This window comes from Streptomyces sp. NPDC041205, from assembly GCF_055591765.1.
In genome coordinates this window covers 368,869-384,176 of record NZ_JBVIZH010000004.1, presented here as the reverse complement: position 1 = coordinate 384,176, position 15,308 = coordinate 368,869, and the positions used below count along the sequence as shown (strand labels likewise).

Annotated in this window: 14 protein-coding genes; 2 read left to right on the top strand and 12 right to left on the bottom strand. The window is 74.5% G+C overall.

Annotated elements, in window-relative coordinates; translation table 11 throughout:
- The 10 genes from ACZ6BG_RS21460 to dhbA all read right to left on the bottom strand — a co-directional run bounded on the left by ACZ6BG_RS21460 (nt 1) and on the right by dhbA (nt 8,838).
- Nucleotides 1-1,074, bottom strand: a complete 1,074-nt coding sequence (locus ACZ6BG_RS21460; protein ID WP_469003665.1) for a serine hydrolase domain-containing protein — start codon at nt 1,072-1,074, stop codon at nt 1-3.
- A complete protein-coding gene (locus ACZ6BG_RS21455) occupies nt 1,071-2,003 on the bottom strand; it encodes a DUF6895 family protein (RefSeq protein ID WP_469003663.1) in 933 nt (310 codons plus the stop codon). Before ACZ6BG_RS21455 ends, ACZ6BG_RS21460 begins: the two co-directional genes overlap by 4 nt.
- Nucleotides 2,000-2,635 carry a hypothetical protein gene (locus tag ACZ6BG_RS21450; protein ID WP_469003661.1) on the bottom strand — a complete coding sequence of 212 codons (636 nt, stop codon included), beginning with the start codon at nt 2,633-2,635 and terminating at the stop codon, nt 2,000-2,002. Before ACZ6BG_RS21450 ends, ACZ6BG_RS21455 begins: the two co-directional genes overlap by 4 nt.
- A gap of 92 nt (nt 2,636-2,727) precedes the next feature.
- Nucleotides 2,728-2,910 carry a hypothetical protein gene (locus ACZ6BG_RS21445; protein ID WP_469003659.1) on the bottom strand — a complete coding sequence of 61 codons (183 nt, stop codon included), beginning with the start codon at nt 2,908-2,910 and terminating at the stop codon, nt 2,728-2,730.
- An 86-nt stretch (nt 2,911-2,996) separates the two neighbouring features.
- Entirely contained in the window at nt 2,997-4,007 is a 1,011-nt protein-coding gene (locus ACZ6BG_RS21440; RefSeq protein WP_469003657.1) for a phosphotransferase, read from the bottom strand.
- 88 nt (nt 4,008-4,095) lie between these two features.
- On the bottom strand, nt 4,096-4,341 hold the full coding sequence (locus ACZ6BG_RS21435) for a phosphopantetheine-binding protein (protein ID WP_469004134.1): 246 nt from the start codon (nt 4,339-4,341) through the stop codon (nt 4,096-4,098).
- A complete protein-coding gene (locus tag ACZ6BG_RS21430; RefSeq protein WP_469003655.1) occupies nt 4,338-4,970 on the bottom strand; it encodes an isochorismatase family protein in 633 nt (210 codons plus the stop codon). The genes ACZ6BG_RS21435 and ACZ6BG_RS21430 overlap by 4 nt, the downstream gene beginning before the upstream one ends.
- 25 nt (nt 4,971-4,995) lie before the next feature.
- On the bottom strand, nt 4,996-6,684 hold the full coding sequence (locus ACZ6BG_RS21425) for a (2,3-dihydroxybenzoyl)adenylate synthase (RefSeq protein WP_469003653.1): 1,689 nt from the start codon (nt 6,682-6,684) through the stop codon (nt 4,996-4,998).
- Nucleotides 6,681-7,889, bottom strand: a complete 1,209-nt coding sequence (dhbC, locus tag ACZ6BG_RS21420; protein WP_469003651.1) for an isochorismate synthase DhbC — start codon at nt 7,887-7,889, stop codon at nt 6,681-6,683. The genes ACZ6BG_RS21425 and dhbC overlap by 4 nt, the downstream gene beginning before the upstream one ends.
- Nucleotides 7,890-8,013: 124 nt before the next feature.
- Nucleotides 8,014-8,838: a 2,3-dihydro-2,3-dihydroxybenzoate dehydrogenase gene (gene dhbA, locus ACZ6BG_RS21415; protein ID WP_469003649.1), complete on the bottom strand. Its 825-nt coding sequence runs from the start codon at nt 8,836-8,838 to the stop codon at nt 8,014-8,016.
- A 103-nt stretch (nt 8,839-8,941) separates the two neighbouring features.
- Between dhbA and fhuB the strand changes: the two genes are divergently transcribed.
- Nucleotides 8,942-11,458, top strand: coding sequence for a Fe(3+)-hydroxamate ABC transporter permease FhuB (fhuB, locus tag ACZ6BG_RS21410; RefSeq protein ID WP_469003645.1), 2,517 nt, complete (start codon nt 8,942-8,944; stop codon nt 11,456-11,458).
- A 269-nt stretch (nt 11,459-11,727) separates the two neighbouring features.
- A complete protein-coding gene (gene fes / locus ACZ6BG_RS21405; protein WP_469003643.1) occupies nt 11,728-12,945 on the top strand; it encodes an enterochelin esterase in 1,218 nt (405 codons plus the stop codon).
- A 13-nt stretch (nt 12,946-12,958) separates the two neighbouring features.
- Here the strand turns inward: fes and ACZ6BG_RS21400 are convergent, their stop codons facing one another.
- Together ACZ6BG_RS21400 and ACZ6BG_RS21395 are read right to left on the bottom strand one after the other, a co-directional pair.
- Nucleotides 12,959-13,684 (bottom strand): transporter substrate-binding domain-containing protein, encoded by a 726-nt coding sequence (locus tag ACZ6BG_RS21400; RefSeq protein WP_469003641.1) that lies wholly within the window; start codon nt 13,682-13,684, stop codon nt 12,959-12,961.
- A gap of 60 nt (nt 13,685-13,744) precedes the next feature.
- Nucleotides 13,745-15,298, bottom strand: a complete 1,554-nt coding sequence (locus ACZ6BG_RS21395) for an MDR family MFS transporter (RefSeq protein ID WP_469003639.1) — start codon at nt 15,296-15,298, stop codon at nt 13,745-13,747.
- Nucleotides 15,299-15,308 lie beyond the last annotated feature (10 nt).

Genomic DNA, 15,308 nt, shown 5'->3' with positions numbered 1-15,308 from the left:
CTAGGCGGCCTGGCGCGGCTCGGCAGCCTGGGCGAGCGCCCACAGCTCCAGGTACGCCCGCTGGATGAACGTGCCGGTCAGGGCGGGGCTCGTGTTGGCGAGCGCGACGAGCGCCACATGCTTGTGCGGGCTGAAGCCCGCGAAGGCGGTGAAGCCCCGGGTGCCGCCGGAGTGGTGGTAGAGGTCGTGGGTCGGCCGGGGGCGGATGTTCCAGATCAGGGCGATGCGGCGGCCGGTGCGCGGCAGGGCGATCCGGGGCGTCGTGACGTCGGCGAGCGCGGTGCGCAGCGTGGCGGGGACAGTGGCGGGTGCCGAGGCCGGGTCGAGCAGGGCGTCCAGGGAGGTCAGCAGGTCGCGGGCGCTGGACCGGCCCGCTCCCGCGCCGGGCAGGGCGGGGATCTGCCAGGTGGGACGCGCTCTGCCGTGCCAGTAGCCGGTGGCCTGCGGCTGGTCGGCGGCGCAACTGGTGCGGGTCAGGCCGAGCGGGTCGAGGACGCGGGCGGCGAGCAGGGGCGCGAAGGGGACACCAGGGCCGTGGGCCGCGTGGGTGAGGAGGGCACCGAGCAGGCCGACGCCGAGGTTGGAGTAGCGCACGCGGGTGCCGGGGGCGGCGCGGGGCCGGGTGCGGGCGAGGGCGGCGCGCAGGTCGGTGGCGGAGAAGGCGGCGTACGGGTTGCTGAACCAGGTGGTCGCCCCGCTGCGCAGCAGTCCTGGGGGCAGCCGGGGCAGGCCGGAGGTGTGGGTGGCGAGGTGCAGCAGGGTGATGGGGGCGCCGCGCAGGTGCGGCGTGGCGGTGCGGGGCAGGAAGCGGGAGATCGGGTCGTCGTAGGCGACCTCGCCGCGGGCGACCATCTCGGCCAGGAGCAGGGCGGTGAACGTCTTGGTGAGGGAGCCGATCTCGAAGCACGTGTCGGGGTCGGCCGTCGTGCCGCCGCGCAGCGCGGTGGAGCCGGTGGCGAGGACGGCGTGGTCGGGGCCGCGGCGGACGCCGACTGCCACCGCGCTGGCGCCGGGGGCCGCGGCACGCAGGGCGGCGAGCAGGTTCACCGCCCAGGCGGGCTCCCCCGGGCTCACCGCTGCTCCGCCGCCCCGCCCAGGGTGCGGGAGACCGCGAGGGTGCCCGCGATGGCGGCGACCACGGCGGTGTGCTGGTGGTCCTCGAAGCGGCGCCCGGGGTCGTCGGCGACGGGGTCGCCGTCGCGCGGCACCAGGCCGTCGGCGTGCTGGACGCGGGCGAGCCGCTCCCAGTCGGCGGGCTCGCAGTACGGCTCGGGCAGACAGCAGCCGACGATCATCAGCTCGGCGACCAGGTCCCACTGCTCGATCTCGGCCCAGATGTCGATCCACACGGGCAGCCAGGTGGTCACGTACGCGGCGAGGTCGTCGGGCAGCCCGGCGGGGTGGCCGCCCCAGTCGGTGAGGTGGAAGACGGTGTGGGTGACGCAATAGCCGGTCATCCAGTCGATGAGCCAGGGCTCGGGGACGGCGCCGAGCCAGGTGGCGCGGGCCAGGGCGGACCAGTCGTAGGCGTGCGCGCCCTGGTCGAGGCCCGCGACGCGGGCCGCGTTGGCGACGGCGAGCCTGCGGTTGGGCAGGACCTCGGCGCCGCGCACCGAGCGCAGTCCGCTGGTGTGGGCGAGCAGCCGTTCCAGGGGTTCGTGGCGGATGCCGCAGCGGGCGAAGGGCGCGTACGTCTCCAGCGGGTCGGTCATCATCGAGTACCGCAGCAGCCGTTCGTACAGCATGTCGCCGTCGCCGAACTGCTGCCAGCAGAAGTCCATCAGCTCGCGGGCAAGGCGCAGCTCGGTGCCGCCCGCGGCGGACTCGCGCAGCACGAGCGAGGCGGCGAGAGCGCTCTCACCGAGGGGTTTGTAGACGCTGTCCGGATCGCCGAGGTCGGCGGTGGTGTCGGCGGGCAGGGCGCCGAGCTCCCGGTGGGTGTGCAGCCAGGTCAGGGCCCGCGCGCTCACCTGGTGCGCGGTCCGCGTCACGGACGCCGTCATACGGTCTCCAGTCCGAGCAGCCGTCGGGCGATGGCGACGTCGAGCGCGAGCCGCGGGCCGCCGCCGTGCAGGCGCAGGTGTTCGAGCAGGGGCGCGGGGTCGAGCGGGAGGGGGACGCCCTCGGCGCCGAGCAGGGCGAGCCAGCGTGTGATGCGGGCGGCGGTGGGGAAGTCCCGGCGCAGCACGGCGCGGGTGGCGCCGCGCGCGAGGGCGAGCGGGGCGGCGCGGGCGGCGGAGTGCACGGGCCCTTCGAGTCCGGGCAGGGCGAGCGGCGAGAGCTGGCCCATGCGGACGGACCAGCGCTGCCAGCCGGTGTCGAGCTCGGGGGCTCCCGTGGGCCGTGGCGCCAGGGCGCCGCCCGGGCCCGCGTCGGTGAGGCGGGCGAGCAGCGCTGCCATGGCCCAGTCGCGCCAGGCGACGACCCAGGGCTCGGCGGCCCCCGCGGGCGGCGGGTCGGGGGTGTTCACCGGGGGTGGGAAGAGGGCGAAGGACTGGGTGACGGCGGCCGCGTCCCGGGGGTGGAAGACGGCGTCGGCCAGCAGGTAGGGGGCGAAGGCGTCGGCGCCGACGACCCGGATGGCGGCCAGTGCCGCCTTGGGGTCGTCCGCGTGTTCGACGTGCTCGGCGACCATGGCGGTGCCCCCGATGCCACGGAGGGCATCGAGGGCACGAACTGCCAGGTCAGCCGCTGAAGCGGCGTACGCCGTCTGCGACCGATCAGGACTCACTTGCCCTTCGGCTCCTTCGGCTCCTTCGGCGATACGAGCGCGAGGAGCAGCAGGAATCCCGCCGCCTCGGGCGCGTACGTCGGCGCGTCGCTCAGGGCCGCCTCAGGCTCCACCATGGCCGCGCCAAGCGCCGTGGCGTCCGTCGGAGCGACAAGAAGCGGTGTGTGCTGAGCAAGCATCGGTGCCTCCTCAAATAGACGTCGCCACTACATCCAGTGGCGCCCACCCTTGCCCCAGTTTATGGCAATTCATCATTATTGCCTGTTCAGTTCGAATCGATCACCGCGCCGCGACCTCGATCGGCCAACTGCTCCAGCGTCCCCGCGAAGCCGTCCCACGCCACCTGCGTGTCGTCGCTCGCCTCGTGCGGGCCGCGGAACCAGTCGGTGAACTCGGCCACGTCCAGCAGGCTCCACCGCAGCCGGTAGAGCGCCAGCGCGGCCGCGTCGGGGGTCCGGCCGGTGAGCCCGGTGTAGTGGGCCAGCGCGGCCGGGTCGTCCGCGAGCAGCGACAAGTCCCTTTCGGGCAGGGCGAGTCCGACCGTGTCCCAGTCCACGAGCAGATATCCGTCCGCGCCCTGGATGAGGTTGCCGGGATGCGGCTCGCCGTGGGTGACGACGAGCGGGGCGCCGCCGTGGCGTACGCGGCTCGCGAGCGCGTCGAATTCGGCCAGGCGGGCGCGCAGGGTCGTGGTGTGGGCGGCGAGCAGGCGACGGGCCGGTTCGGCGTACGGGCCGCCGGACCAGGTGCTGGCGAGGTCGTCGAGGGCCGTGCGGATGCCAGTGAGACCGGCGGGCTCCAGGGTGGTGGCCGGAGTGGTGGCGGGCGGCTTACTGCCGTGCAGTCGTGCGAGCAGGCCGAGGACACGGTCGCGGTCCGCGACGCCGAGGCGGTCGCCGAACTCGCCGGTGCGGCCCGCGACATGAGGGAAGACCGTGAGGGCGTACCGCTCCCCCAGCGGCACCACCGAGCTCCCGTCCGTGGCGGCGACGGGGGCGACGACGAACCCCAGGCCGTCGCGTGCGCGCAGCGTCAGCGCCGTGTCCATGGCCTGCCGCAGCCCGGTGCCCGCCGTGGCGGCGTCCGGCCCGCAGTGCGCCTTGTGCTCCAGGTCGGAGACGGTGACGAACCAGTCGCGCCCGTCGTCGCCGGTGACGTTCCAGTGGTGGTCACCGAAGCCGACGGGCGCGTAGGTCAGAGCGGTGGGCGCGATGCCGTAGGCCGCAAGACCGCGTGTGAGGGTTTCATTTCGTAGATTTTCAGGAAACACCTTCATGATCGCACGCTAGCAACCGCCTTACGGCGGCGGACACTTGGCACCGCGCGCCCGCCGCCGGCGTACGGGGAGGGGGCTCTCCCCGCGGTCAGGCGGAGAGTTCGAGCAGCGCCGCCCACTGGTCGATGGAGGGCCGCTCGGCGAGGTCGGTGAGCGCCACGTCCACTCCGTACGTCTCGCGCCAGCGGCCGACCAGCGTCATCAGGCGCACCGAGTCGAGGCCGTAGTCGACGAGGTTCTCGTCGAGGGGGATGTCGGCGGGCTCCTCGCCGAGGACGTCGGCGATGTCCTGGCGGAGCTGGTCCAGGGTCAGGGTCGGGGTCACAGCGGTCAGTTCCCTTCGAGTACGGAGTCGGTGGTGGTCACCACGGCGCAGCGCCCGGCGGCCCAGCGCAGCGCCATGGCGTGGTCGTCGGCGGAGAAGTCCGCGACGGCGTCGGCGACGACGAAGGCCTGGATGTCCCGCATCCACGCGTCGCAGGCCGTCATCAGCACGCCGATGTGGGCGTAGATCCCCGTGATCACCAGCTGGTCGCGGCCGAGGGCGCGCAGGTGGTCCTCCAGGTCTGTGCGGACGAACCCGCTGTACTTCCACTTCGTGAGGACCTTGTCCTCGGGTGCGGGCGCGACGGCGTCGGCGATGGCGGCGGCGTGCGGGTCGTCCGGGAGCCCCGAGCCCCAGAAGTCCTGCTGGAGGCCGCGCTCCTCGGGGGTCTGCCCGCCGGGCTGGGCGGTGTAGAGCACGGGCACGCCGAGGGCGGCCGCGCGCTCCTTGAGGCCGCGCACGTTGGCCAGGAGTCCGGGAACGGGCGCGGCCCCGGTGTCGTACGCGGACAGGAAGTAGTTCTGCAGGTCGTGCACGAGGAGCACGGCGCGGGCCGGGTCGACCTTCCAGTCGACGCGGTTGGCCGGCAGCTCGGCGGCGGTCGGCAGGGGGTAGGGGGTGATGGCGGGCAGGGCCATGATGCTGGGATTTCCGTTCGGCTGGTCAGAGGGTGCCGGGGCGGGGCCCGGCGGGGTCGGCTGCGGGGGCCTCGCCGGTGTCGGCGGCACCGGCCCTGAGGTCCTTCTTGGAGATCTTCCCGACCCCCGTCCGCGGGAACGCGTCCACGAACTCCACGCGGTCGGGCACCTTGTACGCCGCGAGGCCGCGCTCGCGCACGAAGCGTTTGACGGCGACGGGCTTGAGCGGCTCGGCACCCGCCTTGAGGATCACGTAGGCACAGGTGCGTTCGCCGAGGTACGCGTCGGGTTCGCCGACGACGTTGGCGTCGTGGACGGCGGGGTGGGCGAGGAGGTGGTTCTCGATCTCCTCGGCGGCGATCTTCTCCCCGCCCCGGTTGATCTGGTCCTTGGCACGGCCCTCGACGACCAGGTGGCCCGTCGGGGTGAGCCGGACGATGTCGCCGGTGCGGTAGAAGCCGTCGGCGGTGAAGGAACGCGCGTTGTGCTCGGGCGCGTTCCAGTAGCCGCGGATGGTGTAGGGGCCGCGGGTCAGCAGATGGCCGGTGGCGCCGACGGGCAGGTCGTTGTCCTCGTCGTCGACGACCCGGATCTCGTCGTCCGGGGAGATGGGACGGCCCTGCGTGGTGACGATGGTCTCCTCGGGGTCGTCGAGGCGCGTGTAGTTGACCAGCCCCTCGGCCATGCCGAAGACCTGCTGGAGGGTGCAGCCGAGCGCGGGCCGCACCCGACGGGCCGCCTCCTCGCTGAACTTGGCGCCGCCCACCAGCAGGACATCGAGGCTGGTGAGGTCGTGGGACGTGGTCGCGGCGGCCTCCGTCCACAGCAGCGCGAGCGGGGGGACGAGGCCGGTGAGGGTGACGCCCTCGCGCTCGATCAGCGGGAAGGCGGTCTCGGGCGCGGGCTGGGGGCAGAGCACGACGCGGGCACCGGCGTACAGCGCGCCGAGGGTTCCCGGTGAGGACAGCGGGAAGTTGTGGGCGGCGGGCAGCGCGCACAGATAGACGCTGTTCTCGTCGACGCCGCACAGCTCGTTGGAGCCCCACAGCGAGTAGATGTAGTCGTCGTGGGTGCGCGGGATGAGCTTGGGGACGCCGGTGGAGCCGCCCGACAGCTGGAGGAACGCGAGGTCGTGCGGGGCGGGCCCGGCCATGGGCTCGGCGGGCTCGACGGGCACGTCGGCGAGGGCCTCGAACTCCCCCGGCTCGCCCTGCGCCACCCACACGTGCCGCAGCGTGGGCACGTCGGCGCGGACCTTCGCGGCGAGCGTCCGGTAGTCGTGGCCGCCGTGTTCGGCGGCGATGACGTAGGCGGCGGCCTCGGTGAAGCGGCAGAAGTAGGCGATCTCCGTCTCGCGGTGCGCGGGCAGCGCGAACACCGGCAGCGCCCCGACGCGGAACAGCGCGAAGACGACTTCGAAGAACTCGGCGATGTTGGGGAGCTGCACCACCACGCGGTCGCCCGCCGTGATGCCGCGGGCGAGCAGTCCGGCGGCGAGCCGGTCGGCGCGGGTGTCGAGTTCGCCGTAGGTCCAGCGGCGGTCGGTGGTGGGGTCGACGACGGCGATCCGGTCGGGGTGCGCGGCGGCCCGTTCGCGCAGCACGCCCCCGAAGGTCTCGCCGCGCCACCAGCCCGCGGCGCGGTAGCGCTCGGCGAACTCCCTCGGCCAGGTGGGCGCCTGGGACTCCCGTGCGGTGTCGGACGCGACGGTCACAGCTCGGCCCCCACCGCGGCGAGGAACGTACGGAACTTGGCGGCGGTCTCCGCCGTCTCGGCCTCCGGCTCGGAGGCGGCGACGACGCCCGCGCCCGCGAAAAGGCGCAGGGAGTCCCGCTCGGCCTCCGCGCAGCGGATGGTGACGACCCATTCGCCGTCGCCCGCGGCGTCGCCCCAGCCGACCATGCCGGTGAAGAAGCCGCGGTCGAAGGGCTCGCTGTCGCGGATGACCTCGCGGGCCGTGTCGGTGGGCGTGCCGCAGACGGCGGGCGTCGGGTGCAGCGCGCAGGCCAGTTCGAGCGCGGAGGCACCCGGGCCCGCGAGGGTGCCGGTGACGGTCGTCGACAGGTGCCACATGGCGGCGGTGCGGATCAGGGTGGGTTTGGCGGGGACGGTCATGTCCGCGCAGTGGGGCGCGAGGGCCTGGTGCACGGCGTCCACGACGACGGCGTGCTCGTGCAGGTCCTTGGCCGACTGCAGCAGCGCGGCCGCCCGGCGCACGTCCTCGGCGAGGTCGTCGCTGCGCGGTATGGAGCCCGCGAGGGGGTTGGCGATGACGCGCCGCCCGCGCCGGGACACCAGGAGCTCGGGGCTCGCGCCGATGAGGGTGCGGGCGGGTCCGGTCGGCAGGGCGAAGGTGTAGCCGCCGGCGTCGCGGCGGGCCAGGCGCTGGAGCATGGCGGGGACGTCGAGGGGCTCGGCGCAGTCGAGTTCGAGGGTGCGGGCGAGGACGACCTTGCTGAACTCGCCGCGCCACATGCGGTCGACGGCGGCGGCCACGGACGCGCCGTACACCTCGGGCGCGGGGACCTGACGGATGCGCCAGTCCACGCGGGCGGGCGGCTCGGCGGGCAGTGCGATCAGCGGGTCGGCGGCCAGCGGCGGCGCGGTGCGCAGGGCCGCGGGCACCGCGAGGGCGGCCGGGGCCGTCTGGTCGAAGGGCACGGCCCCGATGACGACGGGCGACTCGGCCCCGTCCGCGCGGGCCTGCCCGAGCGTCTGGGCGACCCGCGCCGCCAACGGTCTCTCGTCGTGCGGCACTTCACTGTGCGCGCCCTGCCCGAGCAGGGTGCGGGTGGGGGTACCGAGGAACCGGGCGCCCGGCCGGTAGTCGGCGAGGAGCGCGGTGGCGGCTCCTACGGCGGGGTGGGCCGGGTCGGCCAGGGCGGGGACGTGTGTGGCGACATCGGGTGCCGTCGACACGGAGGGCTCCGTTTCTCCCGGGGCCCGCGCCTCCGGTGGGAGGTACGGCCGCGGGTGCGGGGGGGGGAGGGGCACGTGTGTCCTGCCGGTGGCGGCGGACGTGCGGGGGCGAGGGGACGGCGGGTCACCGCAGGGTGGCGCCGCCGTCTACGTAGAGCTCTTGCATGGTGATGTGCCGCGCGCGGTCGGAGGCGAGGAACAGCACCGCCTCCGCGATGTCACGGGGCGCGGCGATACGGCCAAGGGGGATGCCGGTGCGGAACGTGGCGGGGTCGCCGTCGACGACCCGCTGCGGGGCCGCGTCGTCGGTCCACAGGGCGCGTTGCATCGCGGTGTCCGTGGATCCGGGGGCGACGATGTTGCAGCGCACGCCGCTGCGGGCGAGTTCGAGGCCGAGGCATTTGGTGTACATGGCCGCGGCGGCCTTGGAGGCGGCGTAGGCGGCCATGCCGGTGCGGGGCACTCCGGCCGCGTTGGAGCCGACGGTGACGATGCTGCCGCCGCCGCGCGCGGCCATGCGGGACCCGACGGCGCGGGAGGTATGGAAGACGCCGGTGGCGTTCACGGCGAAGGTGTCCGCCCAGTCCTCGTCGCTGAGCCGAACGGCGGGACCCGGGCGAAGGATTCCGGCCACGTTGACCAGGATGTCGAGCGGGCCACGGTCGCGTTCGACGGCGTTCACGACGGCTTCGACGGCCGCGGCGTCCGTGACGTCCATGACCTGCGCGGTGATGGTGCCCGTAGCGGTGGCGCCGTGCGGGGGCGGGTCGCCCACCGGTGCGGCGGTCAGCTCCTCCAGGCCGTCCGCGGTACGGTCGGTGGCCAGTACGTGGGCGCCCTCGGCGGCCAGCAGCCGGGCCACGGCCGCGCCGATTCCTTGTCCGGCCCCGGTGACCAGGGCGGTCCGGTCGGCCAGTTCCGTGCGGTCGCCGGATATGGATACGGGCATGATCAACTCCCCCCGTTGCTCTTAGGTAAGCCTAACCTTAGATGATCGAGCGCGGACATCGCCTCGATCCGGGTCGCTTGTTTGGTTAGGCTAACCTCACTTCATGCAGTCGCAGCACACGGGGCCGTCACATCCCGCAGCCGAAGAGGACCCGTCACCGGGCCAGTTGACCGACACACCCGTGCAGGGTGGTGTTTCGGCCAGCACCGCGATCTCGCCGTCGGCGGTGGAGGGGGCCGTACGGGAGACGGGACCGGACGCCGCGCGCCAGCAGGCGGACCCGGTCACCGACCGGCCGTCCGCTCCGGACCGCGCACGGCGCCGGATCCACCTCTGGCTCGCGGGCCTCGCCGTCCTCCTGTTGGTGCTGTGCGCCCTGTCGCTGTCCATCGGGGCCGGTGAGGTCGGACCGGGCGGCGCCCTGGACTATCTGCTCGACCGCGGCGGCGCCCGCGACGACGCGCGGCTCGCCCTCGTCATCGGCGACCTGCGGCTGCCCCGCACCCTCACCGCCGTCCTCGTCGGCACCGCGCTCGGCGTGGCGGGGTGCCTCCTCCAAGCCGTCACCCGCAACCCCCTCGCCGAGACGGGTCTGCTCGGGGTCAACGCGGGCGCCTCCCTCGGCGTCGTCGCCGGCATCGCGCTCCTCGGGTTCGACTCCGGATACGCCTATCTGGTCTGCGCGTTCGTCGGCGCCGTGGTCGCCAGCGCCCTGGTGCTGCTCATCGCCGGGCGCGGCGGCGGCTCCCCGATGCGGCTTGTGCTCGCCGGGTCGGCCCTCGGCGCCACGTTCGGCGGGCTCACCAGCGTCATCGTCGTGAACTCCGCCGAGACGTACGACCGTTTCCGGTTCTGGGTGCTCGGCTCACTCGCCGGTGTCGAGGGGTACGGGGAACTCGCCCGCCTCGCCCCGGTCCTCGGCGTCGGACTGCTCGTCGCCGCGCTCGTCGTCCGGCCCCTCTCCGCACTGGCCCTCGGCGACGATCTGGCCCGCGGCCTCGGCCACCGGCCGTCGGTCACCCGTACCGTCGTCGCCGTCGCCGTGACGCTGCTCACCGCCGCGGCCGTGGCGCTCGCGGGCCCCATCTCCTTCCTCGGCCTGCTCGCCGGGTTCGTGGCCCGCTCCCTCGCCGGGCCCCGCCTCGCGGTGCGCCTGGTCCTCGCGGGGCTCGTCGGAGCCGGTGTCCTCACCACCGCCGACGTCGCCGCCCGCGTGGTGTCCCGGCCCTTCGAGGCACCCGTGTCCGTCATCGTCGCGCTCATCGGCGCGCCCGTCCTGATCGGCATCGTGCGCTCCAAGCAACTCGCGACGATGGGGATGACGGACCCGGCCACGGAGGAGACGGGCGGCGGCAGACGGCGGCTCGGGGGGCCGCTGCGGGCGTTGGCGTTGCGTGCCGTGCGCTACGGCCGCGCGCGCGGCACTGATCGCCCACGCGACGGCGACGCCCCCGGCAGCCCGAACCATCCCGCCAGCACCGCCAGCACCGCCAGCACCGCCAGCACCGCCAGCACCGCCAGCACCGCCAGCACCGGTCAGCGTGCCCGACCCAAAAGCCCTACTCGCCCCCTCCGCCCCGAACGCACCGACGGCCTCATGGCCCTGCGCACCGGGCCGATGTCGTTCCTCGTGGCCCGCCGCCCCGCCTTCGCCGCCCTCGGCCTCGCCGCCCTCCTCGCCTGCGCCGTCGTCCTCTCCGCGTACGCCGGGCAGAGCGACATGGGCATCTCCCGGACCTTCCACGCCGTCCTCGGCCAGGGCGACCGCTTCGACGTGCTGCTCGTGCAGAAGTTCCGGCTCGGCCGGATCGTCGCCGGGCTCGTCGCGGGCGCGGCCCTCGGCCTCGCGGGCTGCCTCACCCAGACCCTGGCCCGCAACCGCCTCGCCACCCCCGAACTCCTCGGCGTCAACGACGGCGCCACCGCGGCCGTCCTGCTCTCCGCCGCCCTCAGCTCGTCCGGCTCGTTCGGCGCCTGGTGGGCGGGGCCGCTCGGCGCGCTGGTCGCCGTGATCGTGGTGACCGCCGTGTCCGGCGGCGTGGGCCGGCGCGGCTACCGGGTCCTCGTCGTGGGCCTCGCGATGTCGGCGCTCGCCTCCGCCGTCACCCAGGTCGTGCTGTCCCGGCGCTCCCTCAACTCGGCCAGTTCGCTGTACGTGTGGACCTCCGGGAGCCTCAACGGCCGCGGCTACTCGGTCGCCGGGCCGGTCCTGATCGGCCTCGCGGTGCTGATTCCGGTGGCCCTGGCCGTCGCCCGGCATCTGGCAGTGCTGCGGTTCGACGACGACACCGCCGCGTCCCTGGGTTCGGCCCCCGCCCGCACCCGCGTCGTCTGTCTGCTGCTCGCGGTGGCGCTGGCCGGTCTGGCCGTCGGTGTCTGCGGACCTGTCGGGTTCGTGGCACTGGCCTCGCCGGTGATCGCGTCGCGGCTCGCCGGGCCGCTGCGGGTGCCGTTGATCGGCTCGATGCTCACCGGGGCCGTGCTGGTGGTCGCCGCCGACACGCTCGGGCGGATCGCGTTCTCCGGTTCCGAACTGCCCGTGGGCATCGTGACGACCGTCCTGGGCGGGCCGTTCCTGCTGTGGGTGCTGCTGGGCCGCTCGGCGGCGACCCGCGTCTGAGACGGCTCCCCCGCCGACAGGGCTGCCGTACCCGAGACGGCGCGCCTACCGAGACGGCTGCCGTACCCGAGACTGCTCCCCTGCCCCAGCCGGCTCCCGCGTCCGACGCGGCTCCCCTGCCGCCGCTCCCGGCACCGCCCCACCCCGCAGAAGCCCCCCGCTCACCCCGCCCCGACAAGCCGACCGCGCCGACGCCCCCGACCTTCCCTCCCTCCCCCGCCCTCCCCCGCCCCACCCCGTCCCGCTCGACCCGTGAGAGGTACCCCCACGTGACCGACACCCGCAGCCCCCTCCTGCGCTCCCTGCGTCAGGCCGTCCGCGCCCAGGTCGCGGGCGCGGAAGCGGAGTTCTGGCTCCGCGCGGAGGCGCTGGGCACCCCGCTCGTCGAACCCGACCCCGAGGGCGACCCCGCGTACCGTCTGGTCACGTTCGTGTGGCGCGACGACCCCGCGGCGCCCGTGTCGGACGTCCTGGCGCTGCTGCACACCGTCACCGACCGGGCCCGGCACGCCGGTGATCTGACCGCCCATCTGATGGACCGCGTGGACGGCACCTCGGTCTGGACGCTCAGCCACCGGCTGCGCGCCGATCACCGCGCCTCGTACCAGTTCCTGCCGCACCGCGGCTTCCGTGAGGACGTCCTGCGCACCGACCGGGCGTCCTGGAGGGCCGTACTGGACGCGGCGGTTCCCGACCCCCTGAACCCCTCCCCCGTCCTGCCGTCCCGCGACGGCCGCTCCCCCGCCTCCGTAATGTCCCTCCAGGACGCCCCCGCCGAGCCGCACACAGGCCGCAGGCCCGGCGTGCCCCGGGGCCGCGGCGTCGACGCCGAGGTGCAGGGGCGGCGGATCACCGTGCACCTGCCGCCCGGTCACACCCCGGAGGGCGGCCCGTACGCCGTGGCGGTGCTCCTGGACGGCGAGATGTGGGGTCCCGTCCTGGGCGTCGGCGATGTCCTCGACAACCTGCACGCCGACGGCGCGCTGCCGCCGACCGTAGCCCTGCTCGTCGACACGATGGGCCGCCGGATGGAGGACCTGTCGTGCAGCGGGCCGTTCGTCGACTGGCTGGCGGACGAATTGCTGCCGTGGGCGGCCGGACGGTACGGCACGGAGACGCGGCCCGAGCGCACGGTCGTGGCCGGTCAGAGCGCGGGCGGCCTCACCGCGGCGTTCGCCGCGCACCACCGCCCGGACCGGTTCGGCCTCGCGCTGTCCCAGTCCGGGTCGTTCTGGTGGCCCGACGACGAGCGCGGCGCCGAGTGGTTGACCCGGCAGTACGCGTCCACCCCGCGCCGACCGGTCCGCCTCCGCCTCGAAGTCGGCCTCCAGGAGTGGCTGCTCCTGGAGGAGAACCGCAGGCTGCGGGACGTCCTCAAGGAGCGGGGCTACGACGTGTCGTACGCGGAGTTCAACGGCGGCCACGACTACGCCTGTTGGCGGGGCGGCCTGGCGTCGGGCCTGACGGCGCTCCTCTCGGAACGCTGAGCGGGCGGGTCGGTCACGCCACGGGGGCGGCCAGCGCCGGATCCTGACCGGAGCGGCCGAGTGCCTCGGCGACGAACCCCGACGCCGTCAGCTCGGCCACCGTCTCGCTCAGGAACCGCACCGTCTCCGGACGCCGGTCCCTGGTCGTCCCCACGGCCTGCCGGATGGTCATGAACGCGGGCTCGACCAGCCGCAGTTCGGGCCGCTCGGCGACGTGCGCGGTCAGTGGCTGCCGGATGCCCGCCCCGGCCTCCAGCTTCTCGGCGTGGAAGACGTCGACGCCCTCGGGGCCCCGGACCACGGTGGCGTGGCGCAGGGTGCGCGTCAGATACAGGTCGTAGGCGGAGCCCTGCTTCACCCCGATGCGGACTCCCGCGCTGTCCACGTCCTGCGGCGTCCGCAGCGTCGAGTCGGCCAGGACGGCGTACATCCCCTCGATGTGCACGTACGGAGCGGTGAACGCGATCTCCGCCTCGCGGGCCGGCTCGACGGCGAGGAAGCACAGGTCGGCGTGGCCGGTGGCCATCGCCTCGTAGGACTTGCGGGCCGCGTCGAAGCACCGGAACTCGACGGGCAGGCCGAGGCGCCGGGCCATCTCACCGGCGAGGTCGACCGTGACTCCGCGGGGCGCGTCCGGGGTGCCCTGGGCGAGGACGGGATTGCCGAGGTTCACGGAGGCGCGGAGCACGCCGGTGGGGGCGAGGTCACGGGCGAGGGCGGCGATGTCGGTGATCTCCATGGGGCCGAGTCTAGGAACGGCGGGCGGACGCCCACCGCGCGGACCCCACCCGAGCGCGGCTCAGGCCACCACCGCGTCCCCCTCCTCCTCCGCCCTCTCCACCTCGTCCTTGTCCTCGTTGTTGTCCTCGTCCTTGTCCCCGTCCTTGCCCCCGTTCCTGTCGTTCTTATCGTCCTCGTCGTCCTCGTCGTCCTCGTACGGCGGCGGCTGCGGCGCCTCGGCCGGGAGGCGCAGGGCCACCAGCGCGCCCACCGCCACCAGCGCCGCCGTCCCCCACACCGCCGCCCGGAACGGTCCGGCGTCCGGGGTGCCGCCGTGGCCGCCGCCTCCGATGACGGCCGCGCAGAGCGCGATGCCGACGGCTCCGCCGAGGGTACGGACGATCTGGAAGAGGCCCATGGCCTGGCCCATGTCGGGCGGGGCGATCGACTCGAACCCGGCGAGCTGCACGGTGAGTACGGCGGTGCCGAGCACCAGGCCGACCAGGAACATCAGGAGCCGGACCGCCCACGCGTCGTCGGCGACGCCGGGCACGCCGAGGAGGGCGAAGACGACGGTGGCGAGGAGCAGCGCGGGTACGGTGAGGCGGCGTGGGCCGAGGCGCGGCAGGAGCCGGTCCACGAGCTGGGAGGCGAGCATCAGGCCGAGCGCCTCGGGGAACACACTGAGCCCGGCGTCGAGCGCGGAGGCGCCCATGGCCGCCTGGCAGAGCAGCGGGAAGACGAAGAGCAGGCCCATGAGTCCGGCGGCGGTGAGGACGGCGAGAACCGAGGCCGTCCCGTAGTTCCGGTCGGTGAACAGGCCAAGGCGCAGGAGGGGTTCGGCGGTGCGCCGGAGGTGGCGGACCGCGGCGACGAGGAGGGCCGCGCCGAAGACGCCGGCGGCGGCCACGGGCGGGCTGCTCCAGCCGTGTGCGGGGCCGTACCCGAGGGCGTACGTCAGCAGTCCGAGGGCCGGGGTGGCGAGCCAGAAGCCGGTGCGGTCGAAGGGGCCTTCGGTGCCCTCGACGTGCTCGCGCAGGCCGAGGGCGCCGATGAGGAGCGCGGCGAGGCCGACGGGCACGTTCACGAAGAACAGCCAGTGCCAGGAGGCGTGTTCGGTGAGCAGGCCGCCGAGCGGCGGGCCGAGCGCGGGCATGAGGGCGGTGGGGACGATGAGCGCCTTGGCCAGCTTGCCGCGTTCGTGCGGGGCGTACGTACGGAACAGCAGGGTCATGCCGACCGGGGTGAGCAGGCCGCCCGCGAGGCCCTGCACCGCGCGGGCCGCGATGAGCGTCGGCAGGTCCTGGGCGAGGCCGCACAGCGCGGAGGCGGCGGTGAACACCGCTAGCGAGCCGAGGAACACGCGCTTGGTGCCGCAGCGGTCGCCGAGCCAGCCCGCGACCGGCAGGGTCAGGGCGAGGGCGACGAGGAAGGCCGTCTCGACGGCGTTGGCGGCGGAGACGGGCCGGCCGAAGTCCTCGGCGATGGTGAACAGCGCCGGGTTGACGATCGTGGAGTCCAGGCCGTTCATGCACATCGCGGCCACGTAGACGACCACGACGGCGGCTCTCGGCGAGAGCAGGCCTGCGCGTACGGAGCCTTCCTTCGGCGGGTTCGCGTCGGAGTTCTTCACGGGGTCTGCG

Excerpts from the sequence above, each read along its gene's own strand:
- ACZ6BG_RS21455 (WP_469003663.1), bottom strand. The coding sequence starts at position 2,003 with ATGACGGCGTCCGTGACGCGGACCGCGCACCAGGTGAGCGCGCGGGCC.
- ACZ6BG_RS21450 (WP_469003661.1), bottom strand. The coding sequence starts at position 2,635 with ATGGTCGCCGAGCACGTCGAACACGCGGACGACCCCAAGGCGGCACTG.
- ACZ6BG_RS21445 (WP_469003659.1), bottom strand. The coding sequence starts at position 2,910 with ATGCTTGCTCAGCACACACCGCTTCTTGTCGCTCCGACGGACGCCACG.
- ACZ6BG_RS21440 (WP_469003657.1), bottom strand. The coding sequence starts at position 4,007 with ATGAAGGTGTTTCCTGAAAATCTACGAAATGAAACCCTCACACGCGGT.
- ACZ6BG_RS21430 (WP_469003655.1), bottom strand. The coding sequence starts at position 4,970 with ATGGCCCTGCCCGCCATCACCCCCTACCCCCTGCCGACCGCCGCCGAG.
- dhbA (WP_469003649.1), bottom strand. The coding sequence starts at position 8,838 with ATGCCCGTATCCATATCCGGCGACCGCACGGAACTGGCCGACCGGACC.
- fhuB (WP_469003645.1), top strand. The coding sequence starts at position 8,942 with ATGCAGTCGCAGCACACGGGGCCGTCACATCCCGCAGCCGAAGAGGAC.
- ACZ6BG_RS21400 (WP_469003641.1), bottom strand. The coding sequence starts at position 13,684 with ATGGAGATCACCGACATCGCCGCCCTCGCCCGTGACCTCGCCCCCACC.